The sequence below is a fragment of the Sorangium sp. So ce124 genome (assembly GCF_051525235.1).
GTDB classification, from domain to species: Bacteria; Myxococcota_A; Polyangia; order Polyangiales; family Polyangiaceae; genus Sorangium; species Sorangium atrum.
Window position 1 is genome coordinate 5,164,971 of record NZ_CP150312.1, and the last position, 17,609, is coordinate 5,182,579.

The 17,609-nt window shown below is 70.2% G+C and carries 13 protein-coding genes; 7 read left to right on the plus strand and 6 right to left on the minus strand.

Annotation, left to right across the window (positions count from 1 at the left end):
- Positions 1–130: 130 nt before the first annotated feature.
- Entirely contained in the window at positions 131–1,378 is a 1,248-nt protein-coding gene (locus tag WMF19_RS19280; RefSeq protein WP_437900438.1) for an endo-1,4-beta-xylanase, read from the plus strand.
- 261 nt (positions 1,379–1,639) lie between these two features.
- Here WMF19_RS19280 and WMF19_RS19285 read toward each other — a convergent pair whose 3' ends face one another.
- Complete coding sequence (locus tag WMF19_RS19285) at positions 1,640–2,851, minus strand: vWA domain-containing protein (RefSeq protein WP_437900440.1); 1,212 nt, start codon at positions 2,849–2,851, stop codon at positions 1,640–1,642.
- 934 nt (positions 2,852–3,785) lie between these two features.
- On the minus strand, positions 3,786–5,048 hold the full coding sequence (locus WMF19_RS19290; protein WP_437900442.1) for an ADP-ribosylglycohydrolase family protein: 1,263 nt from the start codon (positions 5,046–5,048) through the stop codon (positions 3,786–3,788).
- A gap of 292 nt (positions 5,049–5,340) precedes the next feature.
- Between WMF19_RS19290 and WMF19_RS19295 the strand changes: the two genes are divergently transcribed.
- The 4 genes from WMF19_RS19295 to WMF19_RS19310 all read left to right on the plus strand — a co-directional run bounded on the left by WMF19_RS19295 (position 5,341) and on the right by WMF19_RS19310 (position 11,913).
- A complete protein-coding gene (locus WMF19_RS19295) occupies positions 5,341–8,112 on the plus strand; it encodes a DUF2961 domain-containing protein (RefSeq protein WP_437900443.1) in 2,772 nt (923 codons plus the stop codon).
- A 240-nt stretch (positions 8,113–8,352) separates the two neighbouring features.
- On the plus strand, positions 8,353–9,375 hold the full coding sequence (locus WMF19_RS19300; protein ID WP_437900444.1) for an ABC transporter substrate-binding protein: 1,023 nt from the start codon (positions 8,353–8,355) through the stop codon (positions 9,373–9,375).
- Between the two features lie 7 nt (positions 9,376–9,382).
- Positions 9,383–10,975, plus strand: coding sequence for a sugar ABC transporter ATP-binding protein (locus tag WMF19_RS19305; RefSeq protein WP_437900445.1), 1,593 nt, complete (start codon positions 9,383–9,385; stop codon positions 10,973–10,975).
- Positions 10,972–11,913 carry an ABC transporter permease gene (locus WMF19_RS19310; protein WP_437900446.1) on the plus strand — a complete coding sequence of 314 codons (942 nt, stop codon included), beginning with the start codon at positions 10,972–10,974 and terminating at the stop codon, positions 11,911–11,913. Before WMF19_RS19305 ends, WMF19_RS19310 begins: the two co-directional genes overlap by 4 nt.
- A gap of 46 nt (positions 11,914–11,959) precedes the next feature.
- On the opposite strand, the gene WMF19_RS19315 is transcribed toward WMF19_RS19310, so the two are convergent.
- Both WMF19_RS19315 and WMF19_RS19320 read right to left on the minus strand, forming a co-directional pair.
- Entirely contained in the window at positions 11,960–12,766 is an 807-nt protein-coding gene (locus WMF19_RS19315; protein ID WP_437900447.1) for a phytanoyl-CoA dioxygenase family protein, read from the minus strand.
- Positions 12,767–12,983: 217 nt separating this feature from the next.
- Entirely contained in the window at positions 12,984–13,427 is a 444-nt protein-coding gene (locus WMF19_RS19320) for a hypothetical protein (protein WP_437900448.1), read from the minus strand.
- Positions 13,428–13,695: 268 nt separating this feature from the next.
- On the opposite strand from WMF19_RS19320, the gene WMF19_RS19325 reads away from it, so the two are divergent.
- The gene (locus WMF19_RS19325) at positions 13,696–14,862 is read left to right on the plus strand and encodes a hypothetical protein (RefSeq protein WP_437900449.1); all 1,167 of its coding nucleotides are present in this window, start codon (positions 13,696–13,698) and stop codon (positions 14,860–14,862) included.
- 101 nt (positions 14,863–14,963) lie between these two features.
- A complete protein-coding gene (locus WMF19_RS19330) occupies positions 14,964–15,923 on the plus strand; it encodes a hypothetical protein (RefSeq protein WP_437900450.1) in 960 nt (319 codons plus the stop codon).
- A 17-nt stretch (positions 15,924–15,940) separates the two neighbouring features.
- Here WMF19_RS19330 and WMF19_RS19335 read toward each other — a convergent pair whose 3' ends face one another.
- Together WMF19_RS19335 and WMF19_RS19340 are read right to left on the minus strand one after the other, a co-directional pair.
- The gene (locus WMF19_RS19335; RefSeq protein WP_272098638.1) at positions 15,941–16,525 is read right to left on the minus strand and encodes a hypothetical protein; all 585 of its coding nucleotides are present in this window, start codon (positions 16,523–16,525) and stop codon (positions 15,941–15,943) included.
- A gap of 71 nt (positions 16,526–16,596) precedes the next feature.
- Complete coding sequence (locus WMF19_RS19340) at positions 16,597–17,607, minus strand: inorganic phosphate transporter (protein WP_272098640.1); 1,011 nt, start codon at positions 17,605–17,607, stop codon at positions 16,597–16,599.
- Positions 17,608–17,609: the final 2 nt, after the last annotated feature.

The window sequence follows — 17,609 nt, forward strand, 5'->3', positions numbered from 1 at the left end:
GGAATCATCCGTCGCGAGTTGCACGGCGTGCGTATCGCTGAGCGTGGGCGCTGCCGTTCTTGCCGCCGCCCCTCGGCTTTCCCGCTCCCAGCTTCACCAACGACAATCGTCCGACTTGCGGAACTCCAACATGAACAAGAAGCGTTCTTCTCGATTGCTGTGCAGCACGGCCTGGATCGCGCTCGGAATGGCGACCCTCTTTGGATGCGCGGATGGGGGCGAGGGGGTTGACGACGGCGTGGGCGGCTCGGGCGGAGCGGGGAGCACCGGCACCAGCGCCGGCGTCAGCACGAGCTCCAGCAACAGCACGAACAGCAGCTCCGGCGCCGGCACGACGGCTGGCGTCGGCCCTGCCACCAGCAGCAGCTCGGGCGATCCCCCGACGACCGGCGCCACCTCCGGCGGCGCGACCACGGGGGTCGGCGGCGGGGACGCGTCGACCAGCGCGTCGACCAGCGCGTCGACCAGCGCGTCGACCAGCGCGTCCACGGGGGCCGGCGGCTCCGAGCCCGAGCCGAAGTTCGTCGGCAACATCACGACGAGCGGCGCCGTGCGCGACGGCTTCGCGAAGTACTGGAACCAGATCACGCCCGAGAACGAGGGCAAGTGGGGCTCCGTCGAGAGCAGCCGCGGGAACAAGAACTGGAGCTCGCTCGACAGGACCTACAAGTACGCGCAGGACAACAAGATCATCTTCAAGCACCACGTCTTCGTGTGGGGCAGCCAGCAACCCTCCTGGGTCGGGAGCCTCTCGCCGGACGAGCAGAAGAAGGCCGTGCGGAGCTGGATGGAAGAGTTCTGCAAGCGCTACCCGGACACGAAGTACATCGACGTCGTCAACGAGCCGCCGCCCCACACCACGCCCTCGTACACGGCCGGCCTCGGCGGCAACGGCGCCAGCGGCTGGGACTGGATCGTCAACGCCTTCAAGTGGGCTCGCGAGTTCTGCCCGAACGCCAAGCTCATCCTCAACGACTACAACAACATCGAGTACGAGAACGAGCACAGGCACTTCAAGGACATCGCGAAGAAGGTGATCGACGCGGGCGCCCCGGTCGACGCCCTCGGCGCGCAGGCGCACGACGCATTCAAGATCAACACCAACACGGTCAAGGGGTACATCGACTCGCTCGCCGAGCTCGGCAAGCCCGTGTACATCACCGAGTACGACATCGGCGAAACGAACGACAGCAGGCAGAAGCAGATCATGGAGGAGCAGTTCACCATGTTCTGGAATCACCCCAAGATCCCGGGGATCACCCTGTGGGGTTACATCGTCGGCAAGACGTGGAGGAACGGCACCGGCCTCCAGCAGGAGAACGGCACCATGCGGCCGGCCATGCAGTGGCTGATGGACTTCCTGGATCGTGGTGGTTGACGGGGAGCCGACGCGCTGAGCTGGACGAGCTCCTCGACCGAAGGAGCTCGGGCGCGCCCGCATCTCGCACGGGTGCTGGCGCGCTCTCTCCAGGTCTGCGTCGGTCTCTCTGGCCTGGAGCGGGGGGTAGATTCGTGTGATACGGGCTCGGGCGCCAGGCAGGCGAGTGAGGCGTACCCACTCGCCGGCTGCGCACCGGGAGACGAGCGGCTGGCCGGCGCCTCCTCGCGAAGACCCGTGCCGGCCAGCGGGCGTCGTCGATCACTGGGGCACTTGGAGCACGTCCTCGCAGGTGAAGTCGACGCCCAGGGAGACCTCGACGTCGGCCTGGACAACGGCGCAGGTATCGTCGCAGAGGATGATCGCCGTCGGGTTCGCAGGCTCGTCGTAGCGCCATGTGCCTGCGGCCGAGCAGGCCTGATCGTACGTGAGCGTCGTCGGCGTGTTGCTCGCGGCGCTCGTGTAGGTCACGTTGACCTTTTGCTTGTCGAAGCTCCTCCCGTCGGGTGCCGGCGGGATCGGGATCGTGCACGAGACGGCGGCGCCGCGGATCTTATCGATCGCGGTCTTGAACGCGGCCGCCGTCTGCGCGGGGTCGCCGGTGTTCAGCATCGACGCCTCTCCCGTGCCGCCCGCAGCCGCGATCTCGTGCAGGTTGGTGAGGCTATCCGGCGCGCCCGGCCCCGGCGGATTGTCGACCCCGATCACGAAGGTCGAGATGTTGGCGGAGCGCGCCGCGGTGACCTGCGTCACGACCGCTTCGAGCGTGTCCGCCGTGCCCCCGCACAGCTGTGGATAGCCGTCGGTCACGAGCACGATTGCATATTTCCCGGGGTTCTGCTGGCGCTGCGCTTCGATGAAATCGACGATGCCTTCGACCGCGAATGCCGTCGGCGTGCTGGTGCGCCACGTGCCCATGGTGCTGATCTCCGGCTCGATGCGATCGATCGCCTCGCCGAACGCCGGGGAGGGCAGCGGCGTCATCGGGACATCCGGGGTCGAGTAGCCGGCGGCCTGGCACGCCTGACGCGTCTGAGCCGCGCCTGGGAAGAACGTGAGCGACGCCCTGAACCCGGCGGACGCGGGATCCACGAAGAATTGCTTCGTCGCGGCCACGACGGGATCCCACTTGAGATCCTTCCTGCGCCACTCCACGTCGCTGGCTGTCATGCTGGCCGATACATCGAACGCAAACACGAGGTACACCTGTTGAAACCCGGCCTGGGACGACTGGGTGGCGCACGCCTCCCCCGCGCCCGTCGAGCCCCCGCTGCTGCTGCCGGTCGTGCCGGAGCTCCCGCTCGAGCCCACGCCGCTTCCGCCGAAGGTGTCGTCGACGCCGGTGCCGGTGCTGCTGCTGGAGCCGGAGCCGGAGCCGGAGCTGTTGCCGGCGCCGGTGCTGCTCTGCGAGCCAGCGCTGTCCCCGCTGCCATCGTTGGCCCCTCCGCACCCCGCGCCGATCAAAGCCGCCATTGGCAATGCAATGGCTATCCTAGGCAATCTCATGAGCCGACTCCTTCTCGAACGCGTGCCAGCACGGTCCGCGGGCACGAAGTTAGTTAGCGACGTGAGGTCTCCAGAGGCGGAAATTTCCAGTGCATGCCTCGCCGGAGCCCCGGGATCGACGACGAGTATAGTCGATGACGCTGATCTTTGCGCGGGATACGGTCTGAAAAGACGCAGCGTCGAGTCGCGACGTCATCGGGATGTCAGAAATGTCGCCGTAGCTCTTTGCGGTGGAGGTCTTCATCGTGCAGCGACGCTGCACGCGCTGGTCGCTATGAGCAGCTCGCGTGCGATCCGGTCGTCCGCTGGAAAATCGACCACACCCAAAGATTCATCCACGTGGCGAATTGCCCCGATCGCGCTGCGGCGAGCTGGGAGAGAACTCGAGTGTTTTCCCGAGCAGCGTATCGACGTCCGCGACGATTCGAGGCAAGATTCCGCCGTGTGCTGGCAAGGGGCTTCCTTGCGGAGGGCACGCTGGTCGTTGGTGAACCGAAGGGTACCTCGCGGAGGTCTCATGAAGGTGCGATTCGGGTTCGCGAGCTTCTCGTTGCTTCTCGCGTGTTCTGGCGGTGCGATCTCCGAGCAAGCCGCTTCGGAGAGCGGCGGTGCCACGAGCGCGACGACAGGCGCTTCGAGCGGGGCCGGAGGTGGCGCCACGAAGACGGGGTGGACGTGATCATGGGGTTGAGGCTGAAGGTCGAGTCCGGCGGCATCACGGAGGCCGAGGCCATCATCACGCGGGATGGCGATTGGCTGTTCGACGCCCAGGGGTACCTCGACTCGAAGGACCAGACGTGGGACGTCTTGCCTGAAGAACAGCGCAGCACGCGGGAACAGCTGCTCGCCGCGGCCAAGGCCTACTTCGACGTCTTCGGCCCGAGGCGCCTTGAGCGCCAGGTCATCTCGCCGAGCGAGGAGCGCGGGGCCGAGGCTCGGAGCCGCGTGTGGCGCGCGCGCTGGCTCCTGTGCCGTCGCGGGGGCGAGGAGGGAGGACCCACCGGGTCGGCTCGACCTGGCCGCCTCCCTCCTGCACGGCGAGGTCGACAAGCGCGGCCATCCTCCTCGCCACATCCGTGAAGGTGTCCTCGGCCTCGGGATCCTGCGGAAGCCGGTCCGGCAGGGTGGGGCGCGTGCGGTGGATATGATAACGGTCGGAGAGGCGCGCGCCAGGGAAGGCGCGGCGCAGCTCGTCCATCCCGCCGATGAGCGCAACGAGCGAGCCCATGGTCGCCGTGCCGTTGTCGGAGTCCCAGCCGGACAAGGTGCCGATCTGTACGGTGCGCCGGAAGCTCCCCTCACCGAAAAGGAGGGCCAGCGTCGCGGTCGCCAGGTTGATCGCGGATTCCGTGTACCCCCGATAGACGAAGCCGTACGCCGAAGCCCGCTCCTGGTAGCGATCCGCAATGGCATCCCGGACGCGCTCCCAGTCGTCGCGATCCTCGGCGCGATCGCTGGTCGATAGATAGGCGGACAGCACGAAGTCGATGACATCGGCTGCCTTGGACTCGTCCGGCAGGTAGCTCCTGGCCTCACGGACGATGCGCACGATCTCCTGTCGCCGCGGCTTCTCCAGATCGACTGTCGCCGCGAGCGAGAAGAGGAGAACATGGAACTGCGCGGCGTGCGCGGCGTGATCGCGCGCGGTGGTCCGTATGGGGAGGTCGGCGATCCGCAGCGCCAGCCCCGGCATGCCGGGCGCGAGGGCGCCGAAGATCTCCGTGGTGAGCTGGGCGTCGATCTGGAGCGCGTCCGGATTGAGCGCTGGATCGCTCGTCGCGGGGGGCAGCACGCCGCGCTCGAGGAGATCGCGCGCCCTCCGGTTGGAGACCCAGATGAAATCGTTGATGTGCGCGCGCCACCCGTCCCGGATTTGCTCGGGGGAGAGGAAGAGCGTGCCCGCCTCGGTCATGAGGTGGAGATAGACATACTCGATGTCGGTGTCATCGTCGGCCGGGCAGGGGTCGAGGAGGACGAAGTCGATCGGCGCTCCGTCGCGCCCCATGGGCTTTCCCCAGTCAGCATCGGTGAAGAAGGGGCGCTGGATGCGGACGCCCTCCGTGCGAAGCCCCGTCCAGTTGGCGATGCACGCGCCAATCCACATCGCGCGGAGCCGCTCGGCGTATGCCGCGCGGTCGAGCTGGATCCGCGATCTCGGGGACATTCCCGGGGCGTCCCGTTGCTCCAGAGGAGCGGCGAGCGCGCAGCGCGGCGCGTCGCCGGCGCCCGCGAGCGGCGATAGAGAGAGGAGCGCGAGCAGGAGGCCGCGCGCGCATGCGCGAGGCCCGGTGCTGGGCGAGCCTTCGACACGGCGTCGATCGCGGCGGGTGCGCATGAATTGCCCCCCTCGAGTGCGCGATCGGTGCGTCGCGCATGCTCTCGCTTCGGGGTGGTGCAAGGGAGGTGCCTCGCCGAGCCCGCTCCCCTGGCGTTGTTCGCGCCATTAGGTTTCGATCATGAACACCGGAAGCCTCAATGGGCGCGGCGCGGGCGCGTTCCTGGATCGCCTCGTCTCGAGCGCGGCCCGCGATCTCCTCGGCGCGTCCCTCGCCATCGCGCCGGGCGCCTCGTCGATCTCGCCGGTGCTGGAGGATCTCCTCTCCTTTCATTCCGGGTGGATCACACGGAGCGTGACCACGCATGACCCCGCAGGTGGCAACGATGATGGGTATCGCCCGGGGATCGCGATCGAGGGGGATCACCTGGTCCTGTTCCACGCCCGCGGGGAGGGGAGAATCGCGCGGATCTGGATGACCGCCCCCCGCGCGGAGCTCGAGAGGCCGGACCAGGAGATATGGATCGAGGTCGACGGACACACGGCGTTCCGCGGGTCGCCCGGCGATTTCTTCGGGGGTAAGGGCCCCTGGAAATCGCCTCTCGTGCTCGACGTGGACGCGAGCTCGGGCGCATATACAAGCTACGTCCCCTTCGCCTGGTCGAGCGAGGCCAAGGTCCGCTTCCGGGGCGTTCCCATCTATTACCAGGTCACCTACCGCGAGGGCCCCGGGGCCGCGTCGGGACCGACGCCCGAGGCGCTCTCGCGGTTCATGACGGAGGACTGGACAGCCACCCTGCCTGCCCCGTCGCGCCGGGAGAGCCTGAACGCCAGCGCGCCGCTCGTCCTGGCGACAGGACCCGCGACCGTATCAGGGGTCGACGTCCGGATCCCGGCGGGGAGCTTGGACGACCTGTCGGTGAGGATCGGCGGACAGCCGCCCGTGCCAGCGTCGTTCTTCTTCGGCCTCGCCAGCTCAGGCACCGACGCCGACGGCGGATGGACGACCTTCCAGAGCGCGCTGCACGCCGCGTGGACACCCGACGCCGCGGGGGCCGGCAGGCTCGCGACGCGTCTGCCGATCCCGCTGGCCGAAGGGGAGGTGCTCTCGCTCGAGGCCGCGCCCGGGCAGGAGATCGCGGCGGTCGAAGCGGCCGTCGACCTCGCGCCCGCCCGCCGAGGTGTGCGGTTGATCGCGCAATTCCGCGATCAGATGGCCCCCGGGCGCGAGACGACGATGCCCCTCTTCGAGAGCGACGAGCCGATCCAGCTCGTCGCGCTTCTCGAGGAGATCAGCGGCGGCCGGCCGAACGATCGGACGTACCTTGAGGGGGACGAGATGATCCGGACCGACGGAATGTCGCACCCGCTGCAGATGGGGACCGGCACTGAGGACTACTTCAATGGAGGCTTCTATTTCCTTGGCGCGCACAGCAACCCCTTCAGCGGGCTGCTCCGCTTCCTCGTCATCGATCCCGAGGATGGATGGAGGAACGCGACGTTCGTCCATTCCCTGTACCGCCTGCACGTGGCCGATCCCATCGTGAGCCGCTCCGGTCTGCGCTTCGGCATCGAGGCCGGACCGACCGGCGCCTACACGCCGCTGCGGGTGCGCTCTCTGGGCCTCGCTTACGCATTCTCGGATCATCAGGTGATCGGTGAGCAGAGGGTCCGTGCGGCCGGGAGGCGGCGGCTGGTGCATTCGGCCGTCGACGCCGAGCGGCTGGAGCTCCGGCGGCGATCCTGGTCCAGCGAGGGGCGCGGGATCACCCGGATCGAGGTCGAATGCCCGCCCGATGCGCGCGGCCTGTTGCTGCTCCGCGCGTACTCCGCGGAAAAAGCCCCCCAGACGGCGCGCGTCAGGCTCGACGGGCGGGAGGTCGGCGTGCTCCACGAGATGCAGGCGAACCCTGTCCGGTCGCTCGCCGAGGACGCGCTCTGGATCGACCTCCTCCCCGAACAGTGCAGCGCAGGCAGGCGCCCGGTCCTCGAGATCGACGCGACACACTCCCAGGCGCCCTGGAGCGAGCGGGGGTACACGCTGCGGTTCTTCTCCGGACCTCCCGCGCCTCGGCTCACGCAGGGGCCCGCGGTGAAGATCTTGGACACAGGGAGCCTCCCCGGGGGACCGTTCTATGTGAACGATCACTCGATGGTCCAGCTCGCCGACGGCCGCTGGATCCTCACCGGGATCTTTCACCTCGAGCCTTATCGACCTGACATGGAGCGCGAGTTCGTCCTCGCTACCGCGCCCGGACCCGGACCGGTGCGCTGGATGGAGTCCGTCTCACCGAGCCTCACGCTGGCGCCGGAGCGCTTCTCGATTCACGCCCTCTCTGACGAGCGCTGGATCTGGGCCCCGCACATGGTCAAGGACCGGGACGGCAGCCTGGTCATGATCTTTCATGTGGGCACGCACGACCCCGACCGATCCGGCTTCCGGATCGCGCGCTCGCGCGACGGCTTTACCTGGGGCCGCGAGGGGGGGACGCTCTTCGAGGAGTTCTGCGTCGCCCGCGATCCGATGCTCGCCCGGCTCGGCGATCTGTGGGTGGTGTACTATACGCGCTGCGCGTCGATCGAGTCGCCACTGAGCGGCGTCGCCTACCGCACGTCGCTCGATCTCGTCCGCTGGAGCTCGCCGGCCATGGCGCTCACGCTCGGGCCGGAGACGGCGATGCGCAACAGCGGTTACACCGAGTCGCCGTTCGTGTTCGAGCGGAAAGGGTGGTTTTACCTCACGGTCACCAGCTATCCTGTCGATTACGACGCCACGTTCGTCTACCGCTCGCGCTCGCCGTTCGCGTTCCCGCCGCATGCGGTTGCCCGGCTGCGCGCCCACGCGGCCGAGTGGGTGGCGGAGGCGGGCGACTTCGAGGCGGGGCGCCTGTTCTTCACGCACGCAGGGGCCGGGAAAGGCGGCGTGTTTCTCCAGGAGCTCTTCGGCCTCTGAGCCGAAGGCGGCGCCGCCGGGCTGACTGAGCGGCGCCGTCCGACCCGGGTCGACCTGCGCGCGCGCTCGTCGGTTCGACCCGGGTGAATGACGAGCTGCACGCGAGCGTCGCGCTGGGATGAGCTCGCCTGCGCCGGGTGCAGCCGAGAACTCAGATGGTGCTTGTCGGACGGATCTGCGCGGACGACGTGCTTGCCCGCGCGAGCGTGGCCGCGATCCGTCGACTATCCTCTCGCACCCATGAGCGTCCATGTCGTCGTGTGCGCGTTCGCGATTGCCGCCCTCGCCGCGTGCTCCAAGACGTCGTCATCGGCGCCGACGTCGACGGATGCAGGCCCGGGCGCGACCGGCGGCGCGCGCCTCCGCATCGCCGTCGTGCCGAAGGGGACGACACACGAGTTCTGGAAGAGCGTTCACGCAGGCGCGGTGAAGGCCTCGCGTGAGCTCGGCGTCGATGTCGTGTGGAAGGGGCCGCTCCGGGAGGACGACCTCAAGGCGCAGGTCGATGTCGTCTCCAGCTTCGTCGCGCAGGGCGTGTCCGGCATCGTGCTCGCGCCGCTCGACGCCACGGCGCTGAGGGCGCCGGTGCGGGCGGCGGCGCAGGCGAAGATCCCGGTGGTCGTGTTCGACTCCGATCTCGCCAGCGACGATCACGTGAGCTTCGTCGCCACCGACAACGAGGCGGCCGGCAGGCTCGCCGGAGAGCACCTCGGGAAGGCGATCGGCGAGAACGGCAACATCGTCGTGCTCCGTTACCAGGAGGGCTCGGCGAGCACGCAGCACCGCGAGAAGGGGTTCCTCGACGCGGTCCGCGCGATGCCCGGCGTCACGGTCGCGAGCGAGAACCAGGTTGGCGGCGCGACCACGGAGTCGGCGTTCCACAAGAGCGAGAGCCTGCTGCTCGCGCAGAGGGCGGCGGAAGGGGCCGTCGCCGGGGTGTTCACGCCGAACGAGTCGACGACCTTCGGGATGCTGCAGGCGCTCCGCAAGACGAACGTCGCGAGGAAGGTGAAGTTCGTCGGCTTCGACGCGTCGGAGAAGCTCCTCGGCGCGCTGCGCGAGGGCGACATCGAGGCGCTCGTCGTGCAGAACCCGTTCAACATGGGGTACGTCGCGATCAAGACGATGGTGGCGCACCTCCACGGAGAGAAGGTCGAGGCGCGCATCGACACGGGCTCGCGCGTCGTCACGAGGCAGGACCTCGACGACCCGGCGGTGCAGGAGATCGTGAGACCCGACCTCGCCAGGTGGCTCGGGGAGTGAGCGGCTCGTGGGCGGAGAGCGCGCGCCCCTCCTCGAGGTGACGGGCCTCGCGAAGGCGTTCGGCCCGAACCCGGTGCTGCGCGACGTCTCGCTGCGGGTGGCGCCCGCGAGCATCCACGCGCTGCTCGGCGAGAACGGCGCGGGCAAGAGCACGCTGGCGCGCGTCCTGCTCGGCATGGAGCGCGCGGACGCCGGCGCGATCCTGCTCGGGGGGGCGCGGTACGCGCCGGCGTCGGCCGAGGAGGCGCGCCGCGCGGGCGTCGTCCTGGTCCCGCAGGAGCGGACGCTCTGCGCCCACCTCACGGTCGTCGACAACGTGGTGCTCGGGATCGAGCCGCTCGCGCGCTCGCGGCTCGGGATCCGGGACCGCTCGCGCGCGCGCGCCGTGGCGCGGGCGGCGATCGCGCTCGTCACCGCCGATCCGGGCCGCGTGCCGCTCGACGCGCGGGGCGGGGAGCTCGGCGTCGCCGATCAGCAGCTCGTCGAGATCGCGCGGGCGCTCGCGCAGGGCGGCCTCTGCGAGGACGGGCGGCTCGCGGCGCGGCTCCTCGTCCTCGATGAGCCGACATCGAGCCTGGGGCAGTCGGACGCCGCGCGCCTGTTCGAGCGCGTCCGCGCCCTGCGAGACGCCGGGCTCGCGGTGCTGCTCGTGACCCACTTCTTGTCGGACGTGCGCGCGCACGCCGATCGCTACACGGCGCTCCGCGACGGCCGCGTCGCGGGGGAGGGCGATCCGCGCGAGACCGAGCCGGCCCAGATCGTCCGCGAGATGCTGGGCCGCGCGCTTGACGACACGCGCGCGAGCGCCGACACGCGCGCGAGCGCCGACACGCGCGCGAGCGCCGACACGCGCGCGAGCGCCGACACGCGCGCGAGCGCCGAGACGCGCGCGGGCGCGGTGTCCGAGGCGGCGCGTCCGGACGGCGGCGAGGTGGTGCTCGAGGCCGAGGGCGTCTCCGGCGTGAAGCGGCCGAAGCGCGCGTCGCTGACGCTGCGCCGGGGGGAGATCCTTGGCATCGCCGGCCTCGTCGGCTCGGGGAGGACGGAGCTCCTCCGCATCCTGGCCGGGCTCGATCCCAGGCGCGGCGGGACGGTCGCGCTGCGCGCTCCTCGCGGGATCGGCCTGCTGAGCGAGGATCGCGGCGGGGAAGGGCTGATGCTCGGCCGCTCGCTCGCCGAGAACGTCTGGCTCTCGCCGCGCGCTCCGCGCTTCGCCGGGCCGAGATCGCTCCTCACGGAGGGGGCGCGCTGGATCGAGAGGCTCGCGATCCGCGCTGGAGGGCCGGAGCAGCGCGTCGGCGAGCTCTCGGGCGGCAACCAGCAGAAGGTCCAGATCGCGCGGCTGCTCCGCGAGGACGTCGACGTGCTGCTCGTCGACGAGCCGACGCGCGGCATCGACGTGGCGAGCAAGGCGCAGGTGCTCGCGCTGCTCCGCGAGCTCGCGCGCGCCGGCAAGGCGATCGTGCTCGTGTCGAGCCAGCTCGACGAGCTCGTCACGACCTGCGATCGCATCGCGGTCCTCCGCCGGGGGACCCTCGACCCGCCGCGGCCCGCGTCGTCGTGGACCGAGGCGTCGCTCCTCCTGGAGGCATCCTCGTGAAGAAGCGTCCGCCGTGGGTGGGGCCGCTCGTCGCGCTGCTGCTCGTCTACGCGCTCTTCGCGGCGCTGACGCCCGACACGTTCCTGCGCAGCCAGAACCTGCTCACGATGGCGCGGCAGACGGTGGTGGTCGGCATCTGCGCCGTCGGCATGACGCTCGTCATCGCGACCGGCGGGATCGACCTCTCCACCGGCTCGCTCGTCGCGTTCACGACGGTCGTCCTCGCGAAGCTCCTGCGCGCGGGGGTGCCGGCGCTCCCGGCGGCGCTCGTCGCCGCGGCGGCGGCGGGCCTCGTGGGCGCCTTCGTCGGGACGCTCGTGGGGCGGGCGCGGATGGTGCCCTTCGTCGTGACGCTGGGCACGATGAGCGCGCTGCGCGGCGCCGCGAAGGGGCTCGCGTCCGAGCAGAAGATCGACGCGGATCCGCGCGGGCTCGACGCGCTGCTCTCGGCCGACCTCGCCGCGCCGGGGCTGTGGGTGACGGCGGCGCTGGCGATCCTGGTCTTCGCCGTGCTCCTGTTCACGCGCTTCGGTCGGCACGTGTTCGCGGTCGGCAGCAACGAGGCCGCGGCGCGCCTGTGCGGCATCGACACGGGGCGCGTGAAGATCGCGGTGTACACGCTGTCGAGCCTCCTCGCCGGCGTCGCGGGGGTGATGGAGTTCGCGACGCTGACGGTGGGCGACCCGACCGACTCGATCGGCCTGGAGCTCGAGGTCATCGCGGCGGTGGTCATCGGCGGCGCGCCGCTCTCGGGCGGCGAGGGGAGCGTAGCGGGGAGCGTGATCGGGGCGCTGCTCATCACGGTCATCCGGACCGGCGGCGTCCACCTCGGGTTGCCGAGCTGGGTGCAGGAGATCGCGACGGGCGCGATCATCGTGGTCGCCGTCGCCGTCGACCGAGTGCGGCGCGCGCGCGGGGCACGCGCTGCCGCGGGCTGACGGTGCTTCGCCGCGCGCGGCCTGCGCGTCGCGGCATGTCCGATGCTCACGGATCCCCGCGCAGCGCCGCGCGAATGGCTTGCTCGACCGGAGAGCTCTCGCCGTCTTCGCGATCGAGCCGCAGCGGTTCGGTCGGGAGCAGGGGCGGCTGGGCCATGAAGCGCGGGCGCGTGCCGCGGTGCGGCTGCGCTGCGTGGACCAGGAACGGGTGGCACAGGTAGACCGTTCCCGCCTCGCCGGTCGCGAGCACCTGCGGACGATGCGCCGTCTCGGCGAAGCCGTTCGCGGCCAGCTCACGCAACGTCAGCCCCGGCTCGCCCGCCGGCGCGAGCTGCCTCGCGATGTCCAGGTGGGACCCTGCCCGGATGCGCGTCGGCGCGTCGGATTCGCCGACATCCGAGAAGAGGAACAGCATGAGCAGCGCGCGGCCGCGCGACGCGACGTTCACGCGCCACGACATGAAGTCGGGGTTCTCGGTGCCGAAGCTCACGTCGACGTGCCAGCCCGCATCTCCCGGATCATCGGGCGACGGAAAGCGCACGGGCCAGGTGCCGAGCGCTTTCTGCGGTTGCCAGCGCCCGCGGCCGACGAGCTGATCGAACGCGGAGTGAAGCGCTGGCGTGTTCGCGGCGTCAGCGAACGGTCGCTGGCCGTACATCCCGAGTCGAACGACCGGCTTCGTCCAGGTCTTCGGATCCTGCGGATCCATCCCGGTGTCACGCCACAGGATGGCGCGGCCCTCGTCGGCGAGGACCCGCGGGAACGCCGCGTCGATCCGGATGAATCCATCGGCGATGAAGCGCTCGATCTGTTGATGGCTCAGCTCGACCATGGCGTGCGGGCCAGTCTGCATGGCCGCTCCCGCGGGGGCAAGCGGGTTGGGTCGGGCTCGCCTGGATCAGCCGCCGGGAGGCGGACCCATACCGCCTGTCGAGCAGAGCTCGTCCGCGAGCGAGGAGCGGATCACGGGCGTCTTCCAGGCGAGCAGCGATCCCTCCGCCTGCTGTTCGGTCGACATCGCTTACCGCGCGGCCGAGCTCCACGGCTTCAGCCTCGGTTTGCGGCCGTCCTCAGGGGATCTGCACCTCGGTGGAGCCGATCTTCTTCGGATCGTTCGGCTCGTTGATGTTGTCCCAGCGGCGGTACAGCTCGACGCCCAAAGCCCCCTTGCTCAGGCCCTTGATGGCCATACCGATGTCATAGCGGCAGTCGCACCCGGCCACGGCCCCGGGGTCCATGTCCACGGGCTGCACGAGCACATCCACCTTGCTGCCGGCGATCCGGACGAACCCTTCCACCTCCTGGTCGCATCGGAACTGCGCGGCGCGGTACTCGAGGCGAACAGCGCCGCGCTCGGGCGTCGCCACGAGCGCCTCCTGCACCGTGTCGTCGTACGCGCCCGCCTTGCACTCGCTCTGGGTGAGGCCCTCGATCGCCTCTGCATCCTCCCAGCCCTCGGGCAAGTCCGCCCCGCCACAGCCGACCACCAGGAGCGCCGCGACCATCCACGCCATGTTTTGCATCTCGTCCCTCCGGTGAGCGCTCACTGCAACGTGTGTGCCTGGTGTGTGCCCGCAACCTCGCAGGGCGCGGCGGCTGATCTCGGGGGACATCCGTGTCGCGGGTGTGCCATGGGCTCTTCGGTCGCCGTGGGATCGATGAGCGGACCGCCGCACGACGGAGGTACCCTGCGATGATGCTGGCGACTGGCCACGCGAGGAGCGACCGGCCCGAGAGGTGTCCACGCCGCTGAGCAACGACGATTGGATCGAGGAGGGCGTGATGCGGCGATCGCTGGGGCTGATCTTGTGCTTGTCGATGGCGACCGTGGTTGCGGCTTGCGGGGACGACCAGCATGGGGGTGACGGGGGGACGGGCGCGGGTGGCGCCGGAGCGACGAGCTCCTCGGGAGCCGGCCCGGGCTCGGGCGGCTCGACGCCGGAGCTTCCAGCGCACGAAGGCGGCGGCCCCGCGGCAGGCAACCCGGATGGCAGCTGCGCTGTTCCGGACGAGGCTCAGGCGGTCGACACCTCGTCACCGAAGACGGTGATCGGCGACGGGACGCCCGAGAGCTGCACCTCCGAGGCGGTCGTCAGCGCCGTCGCGGCCGGCGGCATCATCACATTCGACTGCGGCCCGGAGCCGATCACCATCACGCTCGAGGAGACGGCGAAGATCTTCAACGATACCGGCCCCGAGATCGTGATCGACGGCGGCGGGCTCGTGACCTTGAGCGGCGGCGGGAAGCGGCGGATCCTCTACATGAACACCTGCGACGAGGCGCAGGTCTGGACGACGCCGAACTGCGACAACCAGGACCACCCGCACCTGACGGTCCAGAACCTCACCTTCTTCGGGGGCAACTCAACGAACGATGACGACGAGGGCGGCGGAGCCATCTTCGCGCAGGGCGGACGCCTGAAGGTCGTCAACTCACGCTTCTTCAACAACACGTGTGATCCGACCGGCCCCGATCTCGGCGGCGCGGGGATCCGGGCGTTCATGCAGTACAACGGCCTTCCGCTCTACGTGGTGAACAGCACCTTCGGCGGCGCCGAGGGCTACGGGAACGAGTGCGCGAACGGCGGCGGCATCAGCAGCATCGGCGTCTCCTGGACGGTCATCAACAGCCTGTTCTCCCACAACCGCGCGCTCGGCAACGGCGGCAACCCCGCGATGGCCGGGACGCCGGGCGGCGGCAGCGGCGGGGCGATCTACAACGACGGCGACACGATGACGCTCACGCTCTGCGGGACCCGGATCGAGCGAAACGAGGTGAACGCCCACGGGAGCGCGATCTTCTTCGTGAGCAACGATCACTCCGGAAACATCGTCATCGACCGGTCGGTGATCACCAACAACATCGGCGGATCGTGGTACCCGACCTATCCGCAGATCTCGAACCACGACGACACGCCGATCATGGTCACGGCGTCGACCATCGAGTGAGGGTGGCCTGTCGCGCCCGGCGGACGCCGCCGGCCGAGCGGCGCCGGCTGCCCGACCCGGGTTGCCGGTCACACTCTGCCGTCGCCGCGCGATGGAGGGGTATGCCGAACCGCCGCTCGTTCCCCGGACCGCATCACCTGCTCGCGCTCGCGCTCGCGCTGGCCGCGGCGCTCACCGCGCCCGCCGCCCGGGCGCGCGCCGAGACCTGCGCCGCCACCGAGGGCCAGGCGCTCCCGGACGCGCTGCCGATGCGCGACCTCGCCGCCCGCCTCGGCGAGCGCATCGACGCCTGCGCCGCCGATGCGCGGCGCCCCGACGCCGAGCGCTTCTGCGCCGAGCACGGGCTCGAATGCAGCGCCGGGCGGGGCCGCGACTACGTGCGCGTCCGGACGCTCTTCGAGATGACGCGCGACGGCGGTCCGTTCCGGCTGCGCTGGAGCATCACCGATCGCAACCCGACCGCCTGGCACATCTGGGCCGCGTGGAGGCAGAGCCCTCCGCTCGCGTCGTCGGCCGGGCCCTCGGCGACGGCGGAGTGCGACGAGCTCTCGGCGCTCTTCGCCGGGCTCGCGCGCCGGCTCGACGTCCGCGGGGTCGGCCTCTTCTGGCCGACGTGGAACCACACGATCGCCGCGTGGGACGTGGCCCCGTCCGTCCGCGTGCTGGTGCCGACGTCGCAGATCTTCCTCGCGTGCGACGCGACGTTCGATCGGACCACGTTCCTGCCGTCGAAGCAGCGCGTCGTCTACGAGCTCCGCCTGACCGACGCGCTCGACAGCGTGCCCGTGCCGCGGCCCCTGGCCACGTTCCTCCTCGATCAGGTGGCGCACTACGCGGGCGCGTCGCTCGACGTGCTCGCGATGATCCGGACGCACCGGGCGCTGCGCTACGGATCGAGCGTGCCCGCGTCCTGCGGTGAGGGCGCCGCCGCGGCGGCGAAGGCGCTCCGCGCGCGGCCGCTCTCGCCCGCAGACCGCCGGGCGCTCGCGCGCTACGGGGCGACGGAGCTAGGGCTCGCCGCGCCGTCGGCCGAGGCGGCGCTCGCGCAGATCGCGCGCTGAGCGCGCCTCGCGAGCGTTCAGTCCTCGCCCCGGACCCGATGGCTGATGTACATCGCCGTCAGCTTGCCGAGCTGGCTCGCCGCGTCCCGCGCGCGACCTCCGCTCGACGGGTTGAGCAACGAAGCCGGCGACTTCGCCTCGATCAAGAACTCGTCGAACACGCGCCCTGCCGGATCGGTGAGCTGCACCGTCGCCTTGAGGAGCGTGTCCATGTTGAAGACGCCGGTGAAGACGCCGGGCTCGTAGAACGTCACGTTGGCGCGGATGAAGAACGGCGCGTCCGCGGCGCTCCTCGCCCTGACGACGATCGCGTCCTCCGACGCTGCCTTCTCGACGAGCGCCTCGGTGAACGCCTCGTTCATCGCCGACTTGTCCTCCTGCCAGCTCTGCCGCTGCTCGGCGTCCTTCTCCGCCATCCAGTCGGCCTCGGAGCTGTTGCCGACCTGGAGGGCGTTGAACGCGATCGGGACGACCCCGAAGCGCCCCTGGCCGTAAAACGGGTTCGGCATGGCCTGACGGGAGGTCTTCCAGGGGTGCCCGCACGCGGCGAGCAGGGGAGTCAGGCAGAGCATCAGGATCCAGAGCGCGTGGCGACGGTGCACGGAGGGGCCTCCTTGGAGAGCGAACAGCAGTGTCAGCAGTGTCAGAAGTGGGCGACGCGGCGCCTCGACGCTCAACCGCCGAGGATCGACGAGAGCCCGCGGTAGCAGGCCCACGCCACCACGGCGCTCACCGGGATGGTGAGCACCCAGGCCCAGAGGATGCGCGTGGTCACGCCCCAGCGCACCGCGCTCACCCGCTGGCTCGCGCCCGCGCCCATGATGCAGCCGGTGATCACGTGCGTCGTCGACACCGGCATCCCGAGGAACGACGAGGTCAAGATGGTCGCCGCCGCGCTGGTCTCGGCCGCGAAGCCATGAATCGGCTTGAGGTCGATGATCTTGGTGCCCATGGTCTTGATGATCCGCACCCCGCCCGCCGCCGTGCCGAGGGCCATGGCCGTCGCGCAGGCGAAGACCACCCAGAGCGGCACGTGGAAGTCGCCGTGACCCGCAGGGATCACGCCGTACGCGACCAGCGACATGGTGATGATGCCCATCGTCTTCTGGGCGTCGTTGCTCCCGTGCGAGAGCGCCATGAAGCCCGCGGAGACCATCTGCAGGGTCCGGAAGCGCCGATTGACCACCGCCGGCCGGGTGCGCCGGACGATCCAGAAGATGGCGATCATCCCGAAGAAGGAGATCACGAAGCCCACGAGGGGGCTGATGACCAGGCTCTTGACCACCTTCAAGAGCCCCGCGCCCTGCACGGCCGCGGTGCCCGCCCGCCCGGCGCCCGCGCCCACGAGCCCGCCCACGAGGGCGTGAGACGACGACGACGGGATACCGAAATACCAGGTGAAGAGGTTCCAGAAGATCGCGCCCACGAGGGCGCTGAGCACGACCACCTGGGTCACCGCCGAAGGGACGATGAGCCCTTTCCCGATGGTGCTCGCCACCGCCGTGCCGGTGAGCGCGCCCCCGAAGTTGAACAGCGCCGCGAGCATCACGGCGGTGCGGATGGGGAGGACACCGGTGCTCACCACCGTGGCAATGGCGTTGGCCGTGTCGTGGAAGCCGTTGATGTAATCGAAGACGAGCGCGACCACGATCACGAGGGTCAGCGTGACGAGGAGAGTGTTCATGG

Excerpts from the sequence above, each read along its gene's own strand:
- WMF19_RS19285 (WP_437900440.1), bottom strand. The coding sequence starts at position 2,851 with ATGGCGGCTTTGATCGGCGCGGGGTGCGGAGGGGCCAACGATGGCAGC.
- WMF19_RS19330 (WP_437900450.1), top strand. The coding sequence starts at position 14,964 with ATGCCGAACCGCCGCTCGTTCCCCGGACCGCATCACCTGCTCGCGCTC.
- WMF19_RS19325 (WP_437900449.1), top strand. The coding sequence starts at position 13,696 with ATGCGGCGATCGCTGGGGCTGATCTTGTGCTTGTCGATGGCGACCGTG.
- WMF19_RS19320 (WP_437900448.1), bottom strand. The coding sequence starts at position 13,427 with ATGGCGTGGATGGTCGCGGCGCTCCTGGTGGTCGGCTGTGGCGGGGCG.
- WMF19_RS19300 (WP_437900444.1), top strand. The coding sequence starts at position 8,353 with ATGAGCGTCCATGTCGTCGTGTGCGCGTTCGCGATTGCCGCCCTCGCC.
- WMF19_RS19280 (WP_437900438.1), top strand. The coding sequence starts at position 131 with ATGAACAAGAAGCGTTCTTCTCGATTGCTGTGCAGCACGGCCTGGATC.
- WMF19_RS19340 (WP_272098640.1), bottom strand. The coding sequence starts at position 17,607 with ATGAACACTCTCCTCGTCACGCTGACCCTCGTGATCGTGGTCGCGCTC.
- WMF19_RS19295 (WP_437900443.1), top strand. The coding sequence starts at position 5,341 with ATGAACACCGGAAGCCTCAATGGGCGCGGCGCGGGCGCGTTCCTGGAT.
- WMF19_RS19290 (WP_437900442.1), bottom strand. The coding sequence starts at position 5,048 with ATGTCCCCGAGATCGCGGATCCAGCTCGACCGCGCGGCATACGCCGAG.
- WMF19_RS19315 (WP_437900447.1), bottom strand. The coding sequence starts at position 12,766 with ATGCAGACTGGCCCGCACGCCATGGTCGAGCTGAGCCATCAACAGATC.